Source organism: Clostridium weizhouense (assembly GCF_019431045.1).
GTDB lineage: Bacteria > Bacillota > Clostridia > Clostridiales > Clostridiaceae > Clostridium > Clostridium weizhouense.
This window is the reverse complement of sequence record NZ_JAHXPT010000003.1, coordinates 99,395-116,414: the sequence shown is the minus strand read 5'-3', so window position 1 is coordinate 116,414 and position 17,020 is coordinate 99,395. Positions and strand designations below refer to the sequence as shown.

Genomic DNA, 17,020 nt, shown 5'->3' with positions numbered 1-17,020 from the left:
AGTTCTCCCCCAATAATTATAATGAATGCATTGATTTAAAAATTTCTTCTCTTTGAATCTTAACTTCGACACCTAGTTCAAGCCCTTTAATAGTTAATGCTTTATGAACATCTTCAAATTGTGCATTCATTTTTTCACAATCTAATATCATCATCATTGTAAAAAAACCCTGCATTATAGTTTGGTTAACATCCAATATGTTAATATCAAATTCTTTTAACGTTGTGCTTACCCCAGAAATTATGCCTACTTTATCTTCCCCAATTACTGTTAATATTGCTTTCATGCTTATCTTCTCCATTCATAATTTAATATTAATTTTAAGATTATGTTTTAAGTTATATCAACATTGTAATATAAAAGACTTTCTTATTTTTGTATAAAATATTTTTCCAACTTAAGATTAGAAATCGTTATCCAAAATAAATATAATCTTTATTAAAACTATGATACTCCAATAGATAAAACTTTTAAAATAAAAATCTTCATCCTTATGCTATAATATCAAAACTATTTAAAAACATAATCTATTTAATTTATAAATATGCTAAAATAATACTTTAATTCTATAATTTATAACAGTGTTTGTCAATTTAATATGAACTTTTCAACCTATTTTTCTATTCTTTTTCGTGTTATTTTTATATTCATTTATATTTAATGTTTCAAATTTAAATTGTCCTTTTATTAGTATTATTTTTTCTTTGCATTTATAAATTTTTAATCGAAAAAATCCTTTGTTGTTTCTTCTTTAGTACCTTTTTTATAAACATTTGTTTTTTCAAAAATAATTCTTTTATTTGAATTGTTTTTATTTTGTACTGATTGATTACCTTTTGATAAAGATTTGTATTTTAAATAATATAAAATACCTGATATTAATCCAAAGACTAAAAATAATACCATAATAATCAAAATCCCTTTATCTTTTTCTTTTAATACAGCCACTTTGCTATAAGTTGGTGGTTCAATATCTTTTTTTATCTTATATGTTTTTATATTTCCATATTCATCTATAACTACAGAATCTCCATTTAATTCATAAATTTTACTAGAAGAACTTAAATATTCCAATGAATCTCTCAATATTTTTTCATTTGGAGAAGTTATTATAAGCATAGCTTTTTGAGAATTATATGGAGATACATCTAATTGGAATACTGAAATTTTACTTGAAAATGGATCAGTTAAAAACAATTTTTCATTTGATATAAACTTTGAATATGTATCATTAAATTTAAACCATAAATAATTATTTAAATTCTTTATAATTGTATTTTTTTCAGGAGTTCCATAAATTATTATATTATTTTCTTTTTCTTCACCTTTTAAATTTGAATTTCTTATAGCTTTTAAATTTCCATTATTGTAATGTAGATCTTTTCCTAAATAACCAAAAACTTTTCCTATTTCAGTTAAATCTTCGGATGTTAAATCATCTGGTAATATTACTAATGTATCATTATACATTCTATCTTTAATAAATGGACTTCCATAATTAGAAAAATAATAATTTGTAACATTATTTAATCCTGTATATAAATAAGATTCATTACTCACTAATGCCCATGGCATTTCTCCTTGTCTTTTTTCACAATATGAGTTAAGAATTTCTAAATCAAATGTTATCTTAAATTTCATATAATTACTTTCTTTAATATCTTCTGGTATAACTAATTCTAATTCATCATTATTACATTTTTCTTTTTCAAGTTTTTTACTTCCTATAGGCGTTTCATTTATGTAAATTGTCACTAAAGCTCTATCAAAATCCAAATTTTGAGAATATCTCATAAAAATTTTTATTTTGTCTCCAGAACTTAATTTTCTATTTTTAGGTAAACTATAATTTAACGTAGCACTTCGTCTAAATTCTCCTTTTAAATTTAATTCATTAAATCCCATATCCTTAAAAGTTATTTTTTCACTTTCATCTAAGATTTTATTTTCTTCTTCTAAACTTTTATCAACTATAAAAATATCACTCTCCAGTTGATAAACTAATTCTTTATTCATAAGTGTTTTAATAGCTTTTATTAAATTATTATCATCATTACTTACAATTAATAACATTTTCATATTTTCCTTATTTATATATGGTGAATTTATTGTTTTTATAGTACAATTCTCTTTATTATCACTTAAAAAACTTATTTCACTTGGTAAATTTTCATAATTTCCAATATAAATTCCACTATAAACTCCTTGATCAATAAAATCATCATATTTATAGATCTTCCCTCTAAAATCACCATTATCATATATTTTTCCAAAATATGAATTTAAAAGTAATGCCGCACTTAATTCACCATCTGTATAATCATTAGGTATAACTATACATGTTGAAGAGCTATCCTCATTATTTTCTTTCAAATATGGATAAGGAAAATTAGATATATTATTATCTGCTAGAATATTATTAAAATTTACATCTATATTAGAGTCACCTTTTAAAACAATCCAATTAGCAGTATTAACGTCATCTACACATGGTAAATCTGAAATTCTTGAATAAGTTTCAACCTTTAATTCATTACTTCCATAAACAATCATATCTTTAGGAATATTAACTTTAATATTTTGAACTTCACTTTTGTTATCATAATATATTTTCTGAGAATAAAAAGGCTTATTATTAACTGAAATTAATAGATATGTTTCTTTATCTAATAATTGATTTAGTGAGAACTTAATTTCTGTATAAACCGAGTTCACATTCCACCACTCATTAATCTTAAAATACCAACTATGACTAGAAAATACCCCTTTAAAAGATACATCATTACCAAGATTATATTTTTTAATATTAAATTCTTTTTCTATGTTGTTTGAATTCTTAATAGTTTCTGCTTTTACTCTTAAAGGTATAATATTTATAATAATTATAATCAATAAAATTAAAAAAAGTCTTTTTTTATGATTACTCATTTTTATATCACCTCATTAGAATCTCTCAGTCTTATACCACTTTGTTTCTTTTTTTAATAATAAGTCCTTTAAATAATTATAAAATCCCATAACTGCAACAATAGCCCATAACTTACAATAAGTAAAATACATTATCGATATAACAAGTATATTTTTAAAGTTTAACTCTCCTTTTTCAGTTGATATTGCTATCATTATAGAAAGATTAAATACTAAATATGCCATAATCCATAATATCAATCCATAGCCAGTAATATTTATATGGATTATTTGTCCAATACCTAGTATAAATAGTCCATCAGAAATAACACTAGCTGATAAGAAGAAAAAGTAAATCATAGTATAATATAAAATATCAAATTTTGTAACTCCAAAACCATTTTTAAATAAATATTTGAAATTTTTAATAACAACATAAGTATTGCCTTTTGCCCATCTGTTTCGTTGTTTAAACCATACTTTTAACGTTTCTGGTTCTTGTTCATATGTTACTGCAAGAGGCATAAATTTTATTTTATATCCCATCATATAAATTCTAAAACTTACTTCTGTATCTTCTGTTATAGCCTTTGTATCCCATCCACCCATACTTTCCATTATATCTCTTCTAACAACAAAGTTTGTTCCTGGTATAGTACATAAGTTAAATAAATTCCACCTTCCTGCTTGTGCCATCCATTGATATGTTAATGTCTCTATATTTATGAACCTAGTTAATAAATTTCTATTTTTATTTCTACATCTGAATTTACCAATAACTGCGCCTAAATTTTTATCTTCTAATAATGTTTCTACCAAATACTTTAACGCCTTTGAATCTGGAGTATTATCTGCATCATAAATTGCAAGTATATCTCCTTTACTTTTACTAAGACCAATATTAAGAGCATTTGATTTTCCTTTTCCTCCAATGATATTGTCTGTATTTATTATTATTAAGTTTCTATCTGGAACACTTTTTTTAATATTTTTTAATATTTCAGCAGAATTATCACTAGAATTATCATTAATGATTATAATTTCATATTTATCATGTGGATAATCTAAATTTAATAATGATTCTACTGTTTTCCTTATAACAATTGCTTCATTATGTGCAGGTACCATAATCGATACAGTTGGATAATATGTTAATGTTTTCTTCATATATTTATTATGTATTTTAGAATAATAAACATATCCAGCTATAACCAAAATAATATTTATAAAAATTATTATCCATATTACACTAAGTGAATATATTGCCATATAATCAAATACGTTCATTCCTATTTCTCCCTATTTGAAGAATTTTCTCCTATCAATTTTTATACTAATTAAAACGATTATTATAAAAATTATTACTACAACAAATGTACTTATTTCTAATATCTTATTAGTTAAACGTAAATTTATATTTACTTTATTATTATTTTCATTTTGTTCTCCATATAAAGAATACATATATTCTTTATTATCAATAAACCTTGATTGAGATACATTTTTATTATTCAAAAATATTCCTTGTTGATTACTTATAATATTCATATTTTCAATTTTTATATTACTGTTTATACTATATGTACTTTTAAAGTCTATATCCCTATTTTTTAGTATACTTACACTTTTTTTAAAATCATCAAATGATAATTTACTACTCACACTTATTGCTACATTATTGCTTAATTCATTGAAAAATCTATTTTTTTCATTATCAAAACTAACTTTTTCAATTATATTTTTATAATCAAAAATTGAATAACTATCAAATTCTAAAACTTTTAAGTCATTACTTGAGGATAATAATAATGTATTACTCTTTTCTAATAGTGATTTAAAGTCTTCTCTATATAACCAGTAATCAGGTATACTAAATGCTATTGGATATACCCAATAATCTATATAATTTAAAAATCCTTCTTCGATTTTTTTAGTTAATATATCCTTCTTAATATTTAAATTATCTAAATAAGGCATAGTTAAAACAATTTCTCCACCATTTGACTGTGCATATCTTAAAACCTCCGTAAACCTATTCATTGCAGGTAAATTTTTATTTTCAAAAACCGGAGTTACTTGTATGAAAAATGGTATTCCCCATTCCTTTAAATAATTTATTTCTTCTATTAGAACGTTTAAATCATTAAATGGAGTAACTTCATCTAAGCAAAAATATACTTTATTTTTATAATAATCTTCTTTTTTAAAGAAATTATAAATCAAATTATATATTTCTCTATATTTATCCTCATTAAACTCTAAATGATGTATATATTCTATACTATTATTTTTAAAAAAATTAATTTCTGAATCTTCTCCAAACCAAAAAATTTGTTTATTATAATTATATAAATTGTTCTTTATAGAATTATTAAAACTATTTTTAGTTGAACATAATATAAATATCCCTTTATACCCTGATAAATCTTTTCCTCTATAAGCTTTTAACTTTATAATATCAACTTTCATCCCAGTAGATAAGGCTATTTTAGTTATATTATTCAAAATATTTTCTTTATTCCCATACTGCTTATATGAATCATATAAAATTAATACCTTATCCTCATACTCATCACCATAAGTTAAATTTGTAAAGCATAAACTATTTATAAATATAAAAACTAATATTAAAATTAGTACTATATGTTTAAATAGATTATTCTTGTATATCATATTCTACTTCCCTTTCTACAAGTCTTAATAAAGTCATAGAATCAGTAATAGATTCATCTAATGTATATGAACCCATTTGAATATCTAATTTTATATGTTTATATAATGAATAATCTACAAAATCAGTTTGGCTTATATTCTCTCTAAATCTTTTCTTAACAATTTCAGCTCCATTTTCATCTGTAATTGTTATAAATACTAATGTACTTTCATTTATTATATACTTAACATCTTCTTCTCTAAGTGCTTTTGTTAAAATCTCACATGCTTTAACTAATAAATCCATATATCCTTTTCTGCCTAAAATTCTTTTTAATTTATCTGCAAATTTAATTTTAACCATAATCAAGGTCAATGGTAATTTGTGCCTCTTGCTTATATTTGTATAAATAGGTAATTCTGTCATAAGAGCTCTATAATTTCTTATTCCTGTATGTTGATCAATCATTACAAGTGTTGAATTTTCTTCTTCTAAAGTTTGTGCTTTATGTTGCAGTAATAATGTATTTTTTGAAAGTAAAGAAACTATTAAGGCTGTAATAGGTATTATTACAACCCAGTAATAAGTGTTAAATTCAATTCCAATATTACTTGAAATACTTAAATATAACTTAAAACTCATATAAGCAAAATCAGTTATCAATGTAAGTATTAGTGAAAGCGTAACATTTACATAATAACTTATTACTGCAATTATCATTACAATCGTAAGCATTAAATAATTTTCAAAACTTTCATTAATTTGAAGTACTTTAAAACTAATACAAATTATAAAAAAATATGTTATTAAAATTGTTATTAAAATATCTACCTTTTTTTCTACATTCATTTTCAATCACCTTATGACTTTCCGTTTTTACTTTCTAAAAATAAACTAATCATATATATAAAAATTAAATCAAAAGCCATATTATACATAAATACATGTTTTGATAAATCTGCATCTCCAACATTTATTATTGAAATAATTATCTGAGATAAACCTGTTAAAAATATATAAAAATAAGCTTCTTCTTTAAAAACCAACTTATTATCATTAAATTTTTTCCCTCTTATAAATCTTGATATAGAAATATATAAATAAATACTTATTGTAATGATAGTAACTAATATATTTTTAGGTATAAATTTCTCTTTAAATGTACTCCATAATGCAAAAAAATAAGATTTTTCTCCAAAAGCTTTATTCTGAACTTTTTCATAATTTCCAATAACTTGAGGTCTAATTGAATATGAATTATCAAACCCAATATTAAGCATATTAAAAAACATACCAGGATTAGTTATATAATATTCTAAAATTTTATTTAATGGAAATCTATTGTAGTACTCATCTATTAAAAACTCATCATATGGATTTAATAACTTTATTTCTTCAAAAAAATTAGTTTCTTTTAATAAAGAGTATTGAGGATTTATTTTAAAATATTTTAAAATATCATCTGCATCATTTTGATTTAATAAAATTCCTCTATTCATTGCATGATATCTGTTTGTATACTTTAAATTTCCCTGATTTGAATTATAAAATACAATAGAACTTATTATAAATACTATTGATAAAATAATACTTAATACTTTTATTGCAATATTATTTTTATAACTCCCTATTACAATAAATATAAATGATATAAAAATACCTATTGGAATTAATTGTTCTTTTGTTCCAAAAAATAAAAATGATGAAATAGCAAAAAATATTATGTTATACCAAGTAAATTTGTTAAATTCTATCATGTACATCAGAAGTCCTATACTTAATAAGAAACAACTTATCTCTACTCCTTCACTATAAAAAGAATTGTAATATGCCATGTATCCCGTATCACACAATATTAAAATTACAATTAAAGTAATAATTAATTTATCTTTAATATTATGTACTTTATTAATTAATGTTTTTACTAACAAGTATATTCCTATTGATTGAATTATTAAAAATATAGCTGCCATAAATCTAATATCTAAAATATAATCTTTGGTAAAGAACATATCTAAAAAGATAGCCGTTTTTATGAATATTGATTGAGTTGATATTCCTAAATTTTCATAGTCATTATTATATTTACATATACCATAATTTTTTATAAAGTATCCCAAAAACACTTCATTATTATTTTCATTTAAGTTATACAACCCATTTTGATTTATAACTTTATAAAATCCTCCATTATCTGCCATACCTATGATAGGATTTATAAATAATGTTAAAATTCCTATAATCAAAACTATTACAGATGCTAAAACAGGAAAATTTATATTTATTAATTTATTATGTAATTTATAATTTAATATACATTTTTTCACTAAATTTTACACCTTCTTTGAAAACATATTATATAAATTTTAAATAATATTTTCTTTAACAGTTTTAAATATGTTGCAACCATACTATTTTATGTATATTATTATCTAAAATTAATTTTATATAAGTCTAATAATATCTTTTATAATATAATTATTTTTTATTTTTTTAATCACTACCATATTTCTGAAACGATATATTCTAAAAGTTATCCTTTTTTCTTTACAGTTATATTTTATAAAGAAAAAAGGATGTATCAGAATGATAATTCATTCAATAATACACCCCCATTTTTATACTATTATGAAACTTCGTTCAATATATCCTCTATAGGTTGAATAAATAATTTTTTATTTGAAATAAACTCATCTTCTTTTAATAACTTTAAATTTTTAAAAACTATTTCTATATTTCTTAAAGGTATTTCTATTCCTCCATGATACTTTTCTTTTAGTTCATTAAAGTTTTCATTAATGTATTCTAGTGTCTCTATCATATCATTAATAGAATATTTTTCTGAATATATTTTAGCTTTTAAATCTAAAAAATATTTTTCTTCAAAATAAGATAAATTTTTTAAGATATAATCTTTATTTTCTTTTTCCCATAATTCATATTCTTCAATACATGCATCCTGTTTTAATATAGTAATAGGTATATTAATTAATTTTTCAAATTCTTCTTTATCAATATCCCATATTGTATTTCTAATTTCAGCAATTAACCATCTTATTGTTTGTAAATTATAATTTCCACTACTAAATTCTTGTTTAATATTATTAAATCTTTTTTTAGTTAACAAATTCATATAATCACCTCAATATAAGTATATTACGTTTTATAAATTGATTATTTATTATTATTTGTATTATATATTTTTTTATTACTAATATTTTTCTAAAATAAATATTAATAATATGTTTTATATATATTTATCAATTTATAATACTCAAAATTCATGTATTTTGATAATAAAAATACTTTTTAATTGTAAATTTAAAAGTAATACTCTAAAATTTATGTTTTGTTTTTAAAATTTTTCTAAAGATCATTTCGTATTTTATTTTATTAAATTTCCTTCACCACTAATAAACCTTTATATTTGTTATTTATTAATTTAAATACTGGTATACCTAGTATAGTTACAACAACAAATTCTCCTATTGCTACTTCTCCGATTGATAAAAGTAATGGTATTTTTAAAATATGATTAAGCATAAATCCTATAATTAAACCATTAAATATAGTTGGCCATAAAGATGCTATAATTAATGAAATTTTATTATTTTTAATATATACAGATGTTAAAGAAACAGAGATAACACTAATAAATGTTGCTAAAGTTCCAAATATAACATCAAGCATTCCATTAGGTCCTAGTATATTAGAAATAAAACATCCAAGTGTAAGACCCACAATGTAAAAAGGATCAAAAAATGCTAATAATACCATAATTTCAGATATTCTAAATTGCAAACTTCCATAGCTTATAGGCGCCAAAGCAATAGTTAACGTCGCATAAAGTGCTGCTATAATTGCTGTTCTAACCAGTCTTTTTGTTGTTTTATCATTTTTCATTAAAAATTCCTCCTAAAATTATTTATTACAATCAGTTTCTTCAAAACACTACTTTAAATAAACAAAGCTTATATTTTAAATATAAGTAAATATGTTTTCTTTTTATTCTTTAGACTATATTTTTTATATAACTTTCCAAAAATAAAAAAATCGTAGGATAAAAATCCTACGATAATAAAACACAACAAACATAAGAGTTTTTACAAATGTGTATAAAAACTCTTAATTATTCATTAATTATTAACCGTAGTTTTATTTAAAGTCAGGAGGCTTTCGAACTGACTATATTAAATTTAATCCGTTAAAATTATATCAAACATTGATATTAATTGCAAGATATGTTATTTCCCATATCCATCTTTATTATTTTTATGCCACATCCATGCATCTTCTATTATTTTAGTTGTATTAGTTCTAGTTGGATTCCAACCTAATACTTTTCTAGCTTTATCTGATGATGCAACTAATTTACTTGGGTCTCCTGCTCTTCTTTCTCCAATCTTAGCTGGAATAGCATGCTTTGTTACTTTTCTTGCTGTTTCTATTATTTCTTTTACTGAAAATCCTTGACTACTTCCTAAATTAAAAATATTGCTTTCTCCATCATTTATTAAATAATTCATAGCTAAAATATGAGCTTCAATTAAATCTTCAACATGTATATAATCTCTTACACATGTACCATCTTCAGTATCATAATCATCACCATATATAGTTATAAACTCTCTTTTTCCTAATGCTACTTGAAGTACTATTGGAATTAAGTGTGTTTCAGGGTTATGATCTTCTCCAATATATCCACCTTCTCTTGCCCCCGCTACATTAAAGTAACGAAGTGATACATATTTTGTCCCATATGCTTTATCACACCACTTCATTATTTTCTCCATAGTAAGCTTTGTTTCACCATATGGATTTGTTGGACAAGTTTCCATATCTTCAGTTATTGGAATTTTTTTAGGCTCACCATAAGTTGCTGCTGTTGATGAAAATACTATATTTTTAACATCAAATTCATTCATAACTTGAAGTAATATTTGTGTTCCATATACATTATTATTAAAATACTTAATTGGATCTGTCATAGATTCGCCAACTAAAGAATTTGCAGCAAAATGAATAACTGCATCAAACTTTTCTCTTCTAAAAACATCTCTTAAAAATTCGATATCTCTTATATCTCCTTTATAAAATCTTGCTTTTTTATTAATAGACTCTTCATGTCCAGTTAATAAATTATCTATAACTACAACATCATATTCTTTATCAATTAATTGGCTTACGGCATGAGATCCTATATATCCTGCACCACCTAAAACTAAAATACTCATAAAAAACCTCATTTCTTTTACTTTATCTATATATTTATATTTTTTAATCTTTTGTAAGTCTTATTAAGCATATAAACTGTTTTTAATTTAAAACTATAAATTTTGAAATCAAGTATAATTATACCATATATTTTAAAATTCAAGTAATGTTAAGATATTTTTAATTTATTTTATTCTATGTTTTAAGTAAATTAATTATAATTTTTCTACTTCTTTTTGTATCTCTTGCATTTTTAAATCTGTTGCTGCTATAACATCTGCACATTCTTTAAGATCTTCCCTTATATGTTTAGGAGTTATTTCACCTTTTTTATAATATAATTTATGTTCTAAGCTTGCCCAAAAATCCATTGCAATAGTCCTTATTTGAACTTCTACCTTAACATATTCTACATGATCCGAAAAATATATAGGTATCTCTAAAACTAAATGTAAGCTTCTATAACCATTTGGCTTTGGATTTTTAATATAATCTTTTTCTTGAATAAGTTTAATATCATCTTGACCCTTTAACATGTCTGCAAGTTCATATATATCACTAACAAATGAGCACACTACCCTTACACCTGCTATATCATTTAAATTTTCTCTAGCTGATTTAATATTTACATTAAACCCCATACGTTTAAGTTTTTCTAATATACTCTTCGGAGATTTAACTCTAGATTTCATATATTCTATAGGATTTCTTTTTCTTCTAGTTTTAAATTCAAAGTCTAAAATATCAAGTTTAGTCTTAATTTCTTTTATTGCAGAACTATAAATCATTAAAATCTCTTGTACTTCATCCAATTTTTCTTCTATATTTTCCGTGGGTATACTTATGTGCTCCCCATCAAAAAATATTTTATCATCATCTCTTATTTCGCTCATTATCTCACCTTCACAATTGATAGTTTATCCGAATCTTTCTTCAATTGATATGTTAACATATACATCATAAAAATCAATAACTTCTTATTATTTATTACATGCTAATATAAAATTAACATGTAATAAATAAACAATAACCTATTTTAAAAACATTTTCAAAATAGGTTATTACAAAATTTTTTAAATATTATATAATTCTTTTATACTTTAAAAGTTATATTAATTTATCCTAATTATTTCTTTTTTATTGGAAAATATATTTCTGTTATAATATCTCCTCCATCCATTGGCCCTTTTATATATTTTTCATATGGAGCATCAATAAATTCATATTTATTTTTCTCAATCCATTCAGTTAACTTTCCATAAGCCCCATTAAGTTTAGAATATGGTCCAACAAAAGTTGTCATAGCACAAGTATTTCCTTTTAAGATTCTTGTAAATTTATTATTTTCTTTTATCGGAAGTGCTATTTCTGTATCATTATCTTCTGGATTAAACTCACTATCATGATAAATTGACATTGGACATCCCTCCACTTTAAAATGGTTAGAATATACTATTTCAAATAACTTACCAATATAATAACCATATTCTTCTACATTCATCCTTTGTCTTAAATTCAGAATATTCATATCCTGAGTTTCAACTAATTTAACTTCTATCTTATCTATAAATGACATAATATCAACCCCCTTCTTTAAATTTGTTATATCTTCTGTTATCTGTTTTTCTATATCATTAAATTGCTTAATTATATTCTGTATTTGTAGTTTTTTATTAATTATTTTATTAAGCATAAATTCGTTATCATTAGTTGAAATAATTTCCTTAATTTCTTCAAGAGAAAAGTTATATTCTTTAAGCCTCTTAATAAAAATCATGTCTCTAATTTGAGATATATCATAAAGTCTATATCCATTTTCTTTATTAATCATGTTAGGTGTTATTAAACCTATATCGTCATAATGTCTTAATGTTCTTGTAGTAACTGCACATATTTTTGAGAATTCTCCTATGTTAAGCAAACTTACCCCTCCAAATCATTAGTTTGTTTTGCTAGCTTAATTTAAGTATAATCTTTTACGTTACGTTAAAGTCAATAAAAATTTTAACTAGATATGTTTTATATTAATCATATCTAGTTAAAAATGTATATATTATAAATTTAAAAGATTATAATTTTTATAAATATTCCTTATATAGATTCTTATAACAAAAAACATCTTATTTTTAAGCCTTTCTTTTAATTAGATATAAAAAAATAATTAAATGTTATAAGTGTAAATATTGTATTATTCTATATAAATTAATCCATACTAATTATAAATTAAAAGAATATCTTTTTATTAGATTTAATTGGAGGTATATTAATGAATAGTAAATATTCTGATTTATTTGATACATTAGTTCAATCATATTATCATGGAGATTTTGATGAAACACTTGAGCGTATAATGGTTTGTCATAAAACATCTCCACAAGAAACATTTGCAATTATAACATCACTATGTGGAGTTGATATAAAATTTGATAATAACTATGTTTATAATTTAAAGAAAGCAATAACCCAATATACAGTTAATAAAAGAATAGTTGAAAAACTTGAATGTTATAATTCTAATTGTAATCCTGATAAAAATAAAAAATTTACTTGTCAATTAGCATGTCCTTTTAATGCTATATATTATGATACTAAAAACAAATCAACTTGTATTGATGAAGATCGCTGTATACATTGTGGAATTTGTGTAGATGCATGTAAAAATGGAAGAATTCTAGACAAAGTTGAATTTATTCCTGTAATGAATTTAATAAATGAACATGAAACTGTTATTGCTGCTGTAGCACCTGCTATTTCCGGGCAATTTGGTGATGATGTTAGTATGGATCAATTAAGAGCTGCTTTTATAAAGTTAGGGTTTACTGATATGATTGAAGTAGCTTTTGCTGCTGATATTCTTACAATAAAAGAATCTGTAGAATTTGATAAACATGTCAATGGTCCTAATGATTTAATGATTACTTCGTGTTGTTGCCCTATGTGGGTAGGAATGCTTAGAAAAGTTTATAAAGATCTTGTTCCTGATCTTTCCCCTTCAGTATCTCCAATGATTGCTGCAGGAAGAATTATTAAAAAATTAAACAAAGGCGCTAAAGTAGTTTTTATTGGACCATGTATTGCAAAAAAAGCTGAAGCAAAAGAAAAAGATTTAGCTGGAATAATAGATTTTGTATTAACGTTCCAAGAAGTTGATCAAATATTTAAAGCATTAGATATTAACCCTAGTGAACTTAAAGGAATTCCTTCTATTGAATATGCATCACGTGGTGGACGTTTATATGCAAGAACTGGTGGTGTTTCAACTGCTGTTTCTGAAACTATAGAAGAACTTTATCCAGAAAAATTTAAATATTTCAAACCTATTAAGGTTGATGGAGTTAAAGATTGTAAGGAAATTCTTGAAAAAGCTATGAAACATGAAGTTGATGCTAATTTTATAGAAGGTATGGGCTGTCCTGGTGGATGTGTAGGTGGACCTAAAGCTATTATACCTCCTACACAGGGCAAAACGGCAGTTGATGAATTTGCTTATGATTCATCTATTAAAGTCCCTCTTCATAGTCAGACTATTAATGATGTTTTAGAAAAACTTGATATATCTTCAATAGATGATTTTAAAGATGAAGAAAAAGTAGCTATATTTGAACGTAAATTTTAAAATTCTTATAAATTTAAATAAATAGACTATCTCAAAATTATTTATATATTGGGGATAGTCTTTATTAATTTTTTATATAAGTTCATAAGTTTATGCATCAAAGAAGTAATAGACTGATCTACTCATCTATTTTGAATAATATTGTGTCAATAAATTTAACTGATATCTCGATTAAATAAAGTAATTTCTTATCTTATATAGCATATACAACGCTTTTGAGTCTATTATTTTATATTCCTTATTATAACAATACTTCTTTTTAGTAGAAGTATTGTTATAATAATGTTAATATAATATTAACTAAATTTTGTAATTTTTCTCAAACCTCATTTTTAAATTTCGCTATGTTTTAATACAATATCAACATTCACTTAAAACATAGCCTAAAATTTTATTAACTATTTCTAAGAAAGGAGTTTATCAATGAAACTAAAAAAATTTATAAGTTTTATTTTAACCTTAATGCTAATATTTTCTATGAATTTTACTAAAGCATTTGCAACGGAAAATGATAGCAAAAATCTTGAACAAGCTATCGAAAAAGCTAAAAATATAGTAAATATTCCTGAAAGTTATACAAACTTTTCTCATTCTATAATCCACAATGATACAACAACTAAATTATTAGAACTTAATTGGGCTGAAAAAGGAGGAAAGCAAGGAAATATCTCAGTATCAATTGACGAAAATGGTAATTTATATAATTATTATAAATCTTGTAATGAAGATACTCTTACAGGCATTTCACAAATTACTAAAGAAAAAGCTCAACATTCAGCAGAAGAATTTCTATTAAAAGCACTCCCTTCATATGCAAATTCTATGAAAAAAGTTAATACACATGATAATGATACATCAAATAATAATTATTCATTCACATATAAACAATTTGCAAATGATCTACCAACTGATTTTATTTTTGTTAATATAAACGTAAATAAATACACTAATGAAGTTACACAATTTAATTTCTCAAAACCTGATAAAAGCAATTTTGAATATCCTTCTTTAGATAATATTATTAATTATGAACAAGCAAAAAAAGATTATATTGAAAAAATAGGTCTTAATTTAAAATATCATTCTTATTATGATTATAAACAAAATAAACTAAATATATTTCCAGCATATTCTATAGATAATACAAATAACTTAGCTATTAATGCAAAATCTGGAGATATTATTTATAAAAATAATATTAATCCACTTTATAGAGAGGGGAAAGTAAATAATATTAATGAAACTTTAGATACTTTAACAAAAGAAGAAAATGATGCTATAAAAGATATTTCCGGAATTATTACAAAAGAGGAAGCTGAAAATATCTTAAAAAAATATTTACCCAATATAAAATTAACTAATAACTATTTAAATAAGAACAATATATCCAATCAATATGTATGGCAAATGATGTCTGATAATGCGTATGGTGAAATAGATGCAAAATCTGGTGAATTGTTAGCTTTTAATTCATATTCTAATGACAATTTACAAAACAAAAATCTATCAAAAGATGAAGCTAAAAATATTGCAGAAAAGTTCTTAAAAGAAGTAGCTATTAATAAATTTTCTGAAACAAAATATGATACAGCTACAGATTTGATATTAGATAATGCCTCTAATGATATTAGACAATATTCTTTTGATTTTATTCGTCAAGTAAATGGCATTGCTTTTATAGATAATTTTTTAAGAGTTGTAATTGATAAAGATACAGGTAATATTATTCAATATAGCAACGTCTGGTATGATAATGTTACTTTTCCTGATATTAATAATGCTATAACTAAAGAAGAAGCTTTTGATAAGGTTAATACTAATCAAAATTTTGGATTAAAATACATTATTAATAATAAGAATGAGATTTATTTAGTATATGATTTTATAGATTTAAGTGGATTTCATCTTATTGATCCTATAAATGGAAACAGATTAGATTTTAATGGTGAGATATATAAAGATTTTAAAATACCACAATATACAGATATAAATGGACATTGGTGTGAAAAAACAATAACGCATCTTTTAGAGAATGGATATTATCTTAAAGGAGAACAATTTAATCCTGATAGTAACATCACACAAATTAATTTTTTGAGATATTTATATTCCCATACTCAAAATTTTTATAATGATGATGAATTTTATGATATGTTAATTAACACTAATATACTTAAAGAAGAAGAAAAATCTCCAAACAGCTTACTTACAAATCAAGAAATAGCTAAATTAATAGTAAGATATTTAAAATATGAAAAAATAGCACTACATTCAAAAGTATTTGTTAATCCATTTAAAGATGAGATTGATGAAAACTTTAAAGGCTATGCTGCTATATGTTTTTCACTTAATATAATGAATGGAGATAATGAAGGTAAGTTTAATCCTAAAAATAATGTTACCAATGCAGAAGCAGCACAAATTATTTATAATTTACTAATGCAAAATTAATTATAATATATGCTTCTAACTAGATATTATTAGTTAAGGATATAATTTTCTATAAAACATTATATCTTTAACTTAATTAAAACATTTATACTATGCTTTAAAGTAATTTTTATATTATAAATATTAACTTAAAACATCGGCAATTATAAACCATAATTTAAAAGAGCTATCTCAAAAAC

At 23.0% G+C, this 17,020-nt stretch carries 13 protein-coding genes; 2 read left to right on the top strand and 11 right to left on the bottom strand.

Annotation, left to right across the window (positions count from 1 at the left end):
- Positions 1–16: 16 nt before the first annotated feature.
- The 11 genes from KYD98_RS05040 to KYD98_RS04990 form a co-directional block, all read right to left on the bottom strand.
- Positions 17–286, bottom strand: coding sequence for an ACT domain-containing protein (locus KYD98_RS05040; RefSeq protein ID WP_219778507.1), 270 nt, complete (start codon positions 284–286; stop codon positions 17–19).
- Between the two features lie 434 nt (positions 287–720).
- Positions 721–2,928 (bottom strand): cellulose biosynthesis cyclic di-GMP-binding regulatory protein BcsB, encoded by a 2,208-nt coding sequence (locus KYD98_RS05035; RefSeq protein ID WP_219778506.1) that lies wholly within the window; start codon positions 2,926–2,928, stop codon positions 721–723.
- Positions 2,929–2,943: 15 nt separating this feature from the next.
- Positions 2,944–4,194 carry a glycosyltransferase family 2 protein gene (locus tag KYD98_RS05030; RefSeq protein ID WP_219778505.1) on the bottom strand — a complete coding sequence of 417 codons (1,251 nt, stop codon included), beginning with the start codon at positions 4,192–4,194 and terminating at the stop codon, positions 2,944–2,946.
- A 12-nt stretch (positions 4,195–4,206) separates the two neighbouring features.
- On the bottom strand, positions 4,207–5,580 hold the full coding sequence (locus KYD98_RS05025; RefSeq protein WP_219778504.1) for a DUF2334 domain-containing protein: 1,374 nt from the start codon (positions 5,578–5,580) through the stop codon (positions 4,207–4,209).
- Positions 5,564–6,409, bottom strand: coding sequence for a GGDEF domain-containing protein (locus KYD98_RS05020; RefSeq protein WP_219778503.1), 846 nt, complete (start codon positions 6,407–6,409; stop codon positions 5,564–5,566). The genes KYD98_RS05025 and KYD98_RS05020 overlap by 17 nt, the downstream gene beginning before the upstream one ends.
- An 11-nt stretch (positions 6,410–6,420) precedes the next feature.
- Positions 6,421–7,887, bottom strand: a complete 1,467-nt coding sequence (locus KYD98_RS05015; RefSeq protein WP_308462433.1) for a YfdI family membrane protein — start codon at positions 7,885–7,887, stop codon at positions 6,421–6,423.
- 299 nt (positions 7,888–8,186) lie between these two features.
- Positions 8,187–8,693, bottom strand: a complete 507-nt coding sequence (locus KYD98_RS05010) for a hypothetical protein (protein WP_219778502.1) — start codon at positions 8,691–8,693, stop codon at positions 8,187–8,189.
- 260 nt (positions 8,694–8,953) lie between these two features.
- A complete protein-coding gene (locus KYD98_RS05005; RefSeq protein WP_219778501.1) occupies positions 8,954–9,463 on the bottom strand; it encodes a QueT transporter family protein in 510 nt (169 codons plus the stop codon).
- Positions 9,464–9,804: 341 nt separating this feature from the next.
- A complete protein-coding gene (galE, locus tag KYD98_RS05000) occupies positions 9,805–10,794 on the bottom strand; it encodes a UDP-glucose 4-epimerase GalE (RefSeq protein ID WP_219778500.1) in 990 nt (329 codons plus the stop codon).
- 195 nt (positions 10,795–10,989) lie between these two features.
- Positions 10,990–11,667, bottom strand: a complete 678-nt coding sequence (locus KYD98_RS04995; RefSeq protein ID WP_219778499.1) for a GTP pyrophosphokinase — start codon at positions 11,665–11,667, stop codon at positions 10,990–10,992.
- A gap of 233 nt (positions 11,668–11,900) precedes the next feature.
- Entirely contained in the window at positions 11,901–12,695 is a 795-nt protein-coding gene (locus tag KYD98_RS04990) for a MerR family transcriptional regulator (RefSeq protein WP_219778498.1), read from the bottom strand.
- A gap of 345 nt (positions 12,696–13,040) precedes the next feature.
- Here KYD98_RS04990 and KYD98_RS04985 point away from each other — a divergent pair, with 345 nt between their 5' ends.
- Both KYD98_RS04985 and KYD98_RS04980 read left to right on the top strand, forming a co-directional pair.
- Complete coding sequence (locus KYD98_RS04985; RefSeq protein WP_219778497.1) at positions 13,041–14,390, top strand: [Fe-Fe] hydrogenase large subunit C-terminal domain-containing protein; 1,350 nt, start codon at positions 13,041–13,043, stop codon at positions 14,388–14,390.
- Positions 14,391–14,813: 423 nt separating this feature from the next.
- Positions 14,814–16,841 (top strand): S-layer homology domain-containing protein, encoded by a 2,028-nt coding sequence (locus KYD98_RS04980; protein WP_219778496.1) that lies wholly within the window; start codon positions 14,814–14,816, stop codon positions 16,839–16,841.
- Positions 16,842–17,020 lie beyond the last annotated feature (179 nt).

Excerpts from the sequence above, each read along its gene's own strand:
- KYD98_RS05040 (WP_219778507.1), bottom strand. The coding sequence starts at position 286 with ATGAAAGCAATATTAACAGTAATTGGGGAAGATAAAGTAGGCATAATT.
- KYD98_RS05035 (WP_219778506.1), bottom strand. The coding sequence starts at position 2,928 with ATGAGTAATCATAAAAAAAGACTTTTTTTAATTTTATTGATTATAATT.
- KYD98_RS05030 (WP_219778505.1), bottom strand. The coding sequence starts at position 4,194 with ATGAACGTATTTGATTATATGGCAATATATTCACTTAGTGTAATATGG.
- KYD98_RS05025 (WP_219778504.1), bottom strand. The coding sequence starts at position 5,580 with ATGATATACAAGAATAATCTATTTAAACATATAGTACTAATTTTAATA.
- KYD98_RS05020 (WP_219778503.1), bottom strand. The coding sequence starts at position 6,409 with ATGAATGTAGAAAAAAAGGTAGATATTTTAATAACAATTTTAATAACA.
- KYD98_RS05010 (WP_219778502.1), bottom strand. The coding sequence starts at position 8,693 with ATGAATTTGTTAACTAAAAAAAGATTTAATAATATTAAACAAGAATTT.
- KYD98_RS05005 (WP_219778501.1), bottom strand. The coding sequence starts at position 9,463 with ATGAAAAATGATAAAACAACAAAAAGACTGGTTAGAACAGCAATTATA.
- galE (WP_219778500.1), bottom strand. The coding sequence starts at position 10,794 with ATGAGTATTTTAGTTTTAGGTGGTGCAGGATATATAGGATCTCATGCC.
- KYD98_RS04995 (WP_219778499.1), bottom strand. The coding sequence starts at position 11,667 with ATGAGCGAAATAAGAGATGATGATAAAATATTTTTTGATGGGGAGCAC.
- KYD98_RS04985 (WP_219778497.1), top strand. The coding sequence starts at position 13,041 with ATGAATAGTAAATATTCTGATTTATTTGATACATTAGTTCAATCATAT.
- KYD98_RS04980 (WP_219778496.1), top strand. The coding sequence starts at position 14,814 with ATGAAACTAAAAAAATTTATAAGTTTTATTTTAACCTTAATGCTAATA.